This is a genomic window from bacterium, from assembly GCA_037131655.1.
Classification (GTDB): Bacteria; Armatimonadota; Fimbriimonadia; order Fimbriimonadales; family JBAXQP01; genus JBAXQP01.
The window spans coordinates 1-4,479 of record JBAXQP010000224.1 but is presented as its reverse complement, the minus strand read 5'-3'; the positions used below and the strand labels follow the sequence as shown (position 1 = coordinate 4,479).

Annotated in this window: 3 protein-coding genes; 2 read left to right on the top strand and 1 reads right to left on the bottom strand. The window is 47.3% G+C overall.

The window, feature by feature from the left end:
- Nucleotides 1-269 precede the first annotated feature (269 nt).
- A complete protein-coding gene (locus tag WCO51_10060; protein MEI6513602.1) occupies nucleotides 270-3,086 on the top strand; it encodes a UPF0182 family protein in 2,817 nt (938 codons plus the stop codon).
- Between the two features lie 330 nt (nucleotides 3,087-3,416).
- Nucleotides 3,417-3,809, top strand: a complete 393-nt coding sequence (locus WCO51_10055) for a DUF2007 domain-containing protein (GenBank protein MEI6513601.1) — start codon at nucleotides 3,417-3,419, stop codon at nucleotides 3,807-3,809.
- A 16-nt stretch (nucleotides 3,810-3,825) separates the two neighbouring features.
- Here WCO51_10055 and WCO51_10050 read toward each other — a convergent pair.
- Nucleotides 3,826-4,479 (bottom strand): acetoin utilization protein AcuC (locus WCO51_10050; protein MEI6513600.1); only part of this gene is annotated, 654 nt, incomplete at its 5' end.

Genomic DNA, 4,479 nt, shown 5'->3' with positions numbered 1-4,479 from the left:
GGTCCACGCACTCATCCGGCAACTCCCGCAACTTAACTAAATTGTCCCCACAATAAACCAGCTGTGTCTGTATCATAATCCAAATATACCGCCTACCCGTCCGCTTTTCCTGCAAGGCAATACAGATTAATCGTTTAATTTAAAACAACTTCTTGCAGAGCATGTGGCTTTACACGTGGATTTTTGGCAAGTTTTCATACATCAAGTTCGTCTCAACTACCGTAATATCCTCCTTGACGTAATATAGGGCTTGCTGCTAAAATGGTTTCATGAGAGAATTGCCTGCTACAAGTTCAAAAAAGCCCTGGGCGCTTATTGTGTTCGGGATCGTTTTGGTGTTTTTCGTTTTCGGAAGCACCTTTGTCCAGATCTACACTAACTGGATGTGGTATGCCCACGATGTTAGACGTCCTGAGATATTTAAAACGCTTTACATTACACGGTTTTGGCTATTTCTCGCTGGGTTTGTCCTCAGCGCCTTATTTGCATCCTTCAACTGGGTCCCTGCTATTCGCGCTACGTTGATTTTGGGCGTAGGCACGAGTGACCTCGAGATGATTGTGATGCAGGTGTTTGGATGGCTTCAGCGCGGGGTTTTAAGACTGGTTATGATTATTGCGCCGATAATCGGTCTTTTTTACGGGGCTTTTGCCGCTTCGGGTTGGCAAGATTTCCTCTTATACCAGAATGCCATTACTATAGGTAAGACCGACCCTGTTTTCCATCAAGACCTTGGGTTTTATCTTTTCAAATTATCTTTCCTGCAATTCGCCGCTCAATATCTGCTTTGGATGGTGATTTTTATTGGCGGCATAACAGCTGCGATTTACTTCATCAATCGACTCACCGGCATGATAGGTTCGGTTAGCGTCCGAACCCCTGTGATGAGAACGCACTTATTAATCCTAATTGCGCTCTTCTTCGTCTTAGTGGCGTGGAACATGTCATTAGGACGATTTAACTATCTCTTCTCCGCCAACGCTGTTTTGACAGGGGTTTCGTACTCAGATGCCCATGCTCGAATTCCGCTTATTAACGGGCTTGTTTGGGGCGCTCTTATCTTAGCGGTTTTGAGCTTGCTAAATATCCGAGCGGGTAGAGCGTTCACACCGGTTATTGCCGGAGCGATTGTCTGGGCGATTGTTGGGTTTGTCGGTATGTACTTGTATGCCGGTGTAATCGTCGAGAAATTCAGCGTTGTCCCGAACCAAAGCAAACTGGAAAGCCAATATATCGCTCGTAACATCAACGCGACGCGGGCGGCATATGCGCTCGATAAAATCGAAGTTCGAGATATTACTTATACTGAAGAGCCTTCGTCTGCCGAGTTAAACGCCAGCCAAACCACGCTTGAGAATATGCGAGTATGGGACCCGCGTGTCTTATCTGATGCCTATAATAACCTGCAGGCGCTCTGGCCTTACTATCGCTTCAATCAAGAACCGACTGGTGATGAGGCGGTTAATAGCATCGATGTAGACAGGTATATCATTAACGGCAAACAGCGAGTAACAATGCTTGCCGCGCGCGAGCTTTATACGGAAGGGCTACCTGCTTCCTCCAAAACTTGGATTGCGCTCCACCTGCAATACACCCATGGTTATGGGATCGTTATGAACCAGGTTAATGCCGCAACGCCTGAGGGTGCGCCGTTATTTATCACTCAAAATATTCCTCCCCAATCACCGCCTAATTTAACCCTTAAAGAACCCGGCATCTATTACGGTGAGTCTGACAGCGGGCCTATTTACGCTAATTCAAGCATCCCTGAAAATGATTACCCAATGGGCGCTGCTCAGAAGACTACTCATTATCGCGGAACCAACGGTATTCCTATCGGCGGATCACACTGGTTTACCAGAATGATGTTTGCCTTTAGGTTTGGCGATAGCAACTTGATGCTCACAAAGGAAATTACGCCTCAAACGAAACTCCTCTACCAAAGGGCAATATCTGCACGCGCTCAGGCAGTCTTTCCATTTCTGAAACTGGACCCTGATCCCTATATTGTTAACGCTGACGGCAAACTCTACTGGATGCTTGATGCCTACACCACGAGTAACAAATACCCTTACAGCTCATTATATGGAGCTTGGGGTTTAGATTTGAACTATGTCCGCAACAGCATCAAAATAGTAATTGACGCTTATGACGGCACTGTTACAGGATACATCAGTGACACCGACGATCCAGTCTTGAAGGTCTATCAGCGCATTTTCCCCAATCTTTTCAAGCCTTTGGATCAAATGCCGCCAACGCTTAAACGACACATTCGCTATCCGGAAGGCCTCTTCCGAATCCAATCGGGCATGTATCGCTTCTACCATATGACCGACCCGCAAGTGTTTTATCAGAAGAGCGATGCTTGGGAAATCCCCAATGAAAACTTGGAAGTGGGCAAAAAAATTCAGATGTCGCCGTACTATGTACAAATGCGATTGCCGGATGCCCCAACGGATGCTTTCCAACTCATTCTGCCCTTCACCGCTTACCAAAGGCAGAACTTGATTGGGTGGATGAGCGCTCAATGCGATCCTGAAAACTATGGACGTTTGGTCGTCTACCGCTTCCCCGACCAGGTGACTGTTCCTGGTCCGGAAACAGTCTATTCTTTCTTCCAGCAAAACCCTGAGATTTCTCCACAAATGACACTTTGGAACAGCGCTCAAGGCGGTTCACAGGCATTATTCGGCAACTTGCTGGTCATCCCAATTGGCAAGAGCTTAATTTATGTCCAACCGGTTTTCTTGAGAGCGACAACACAGGATACCGGCGGATCAATCCCTGAGTTGCGCGCTGTTATGGTGGGGGCGGGAAGACGTACGACTATCGCGCCAACTTTTGAGGAAGCGCTTAAGAAACTTTTTGTCGGACAAAAAGTCCCGCAAACGGTTACCCTGACGCCTAGTGGGAAACCTCAACCGCAACAAAAACCAAACACCGTCATAAATTTGGTCAACGAAGCTAATATCGCTTATGAAGCAGCTCTTAATGCTCAAAAACAAGGCAACTGGGCTGAATACGGCAAGCAGCAACAAAGACTTGGAGAAACCATCAAAAAGCTAAAACAAACCAGCGGCCAGTAAAAATTATATGAAGCTGGCAATATTTTCCTTGCGGAATCAGGAAACATGTGTTACAATCTAGTTATGTACGGTTTCTCGGCTGCTGAGCTGAGACTGGCAGGAAAGATTGCAAATTGCATACACCCCCAAGGAATGATGGTTAGAACTGATCCAAAGAAGTATGTTAAGATGCCGCTAAATCCCTAAGGGATTAGCGGCATCATCGTGTTTTTCGCTATAATTTCAATTGTGCTTTACGTACTTATAAGTGGGGATCAATCATGTCTTGGCGCCCTTAATGCGAACTCGAATATAATAGGGGTTAATCTTAGGATAGCAAAGGAGAATATGATGTCTAAATGTCCACGATGCGATTTCGAAGTTGCAGAACCGGTCGATGTATGCCCGAAATGTCAATTAGATTTGAAAGATGCGACAAAGGATTTTGATAAAGGCCCCTTTGTAGCGCTTCTTACGGCTGAGACCGAGAATGAAGCGGAGATGGTACTAGGGCTGCTTCTGGATGCGGGAATACCGGCATGGGTGCACACTCACGGCACTTCAGGGGTTTACCCTTTCACTGTTGGCGAGCAAAGTTTAACCGAAGTGATGGTTCCCGCTGATAAGCTTGACATCGCCAATGCGGTGCTTGCCTCGGAATCGCAAGTCAGCGATGAGGAGCTTGAGCAAGATGCGCTCACTTCCGGCGAGAACCTTCCAGAGGAAATCAAAGACAGAATCTAACTTCCCTGCTCTGAGACTATTTCAAACCAAATCGCGGGAACATCAACTTTTTGATTCCTGTGATGGTTGATTCGTCGAATTCCTCAACAAACTGAGTCCTATCTTCGCCTATTGACGTTACCACATGATCACTTAAGGTGCTCACTTGGTGAACTTCCGCAAAGCTCGCTGGGATTTTGTCGTCGAACTCTATGCCGGAAAGCGCCCCGTAAGCCAGCGTCCACATTCTCGGAACAGCCGTCAGGTTATATCCTCCCCCGCCTGCTGCAACAATCGGCTTGCCCATTTCGAGAACTCGCTTTACTGCTTTCACCCAACCTTGCGCAGTTAAGCGAAGCTGGCCGATAGGGTCGAGATAGTGCGCATCGGCTCCCATCTGCAGGAATATCGCTCCCGGATCGAAAGCTTCGATAATTGGAACGACTGCCTCTTCAAAAACATGCATCCATAACTCATCGGTCGTGCCGGGCGCAAGCGGAGCATTCAGGGCAAAACCATCTCCTGCACCCTCTCCAATCTCATCCACATCACCGGTGCCAGGGAACAGCCACCTGCCCGATTCATGAATCGAAACCGTTAGAACGCGTGGGTCATTATAAAAAAGCCATTGAACCCCGTCGCCGTGATGAACATCGATGTCTATATAAACGATCTTGTCCCACTTTCGCAG

Excerpts from the sequence above, each read along its gene's own strand:
- WCO51_10060 (MEI6513602.1), top strand. The coding sequence starts at position 270 with ATGAGAGAATTGCCTGCTACAAGTTCAAAAAAGCCCTGGGCGCTTATT.
- WCO51_10055 (MEI6513601.1), top strand. The coding sequence starts at position 3,417 with ATGTCTAAATGTCCACGATGCGATTTCGAAGTTGCAGAACCGGTCGAT.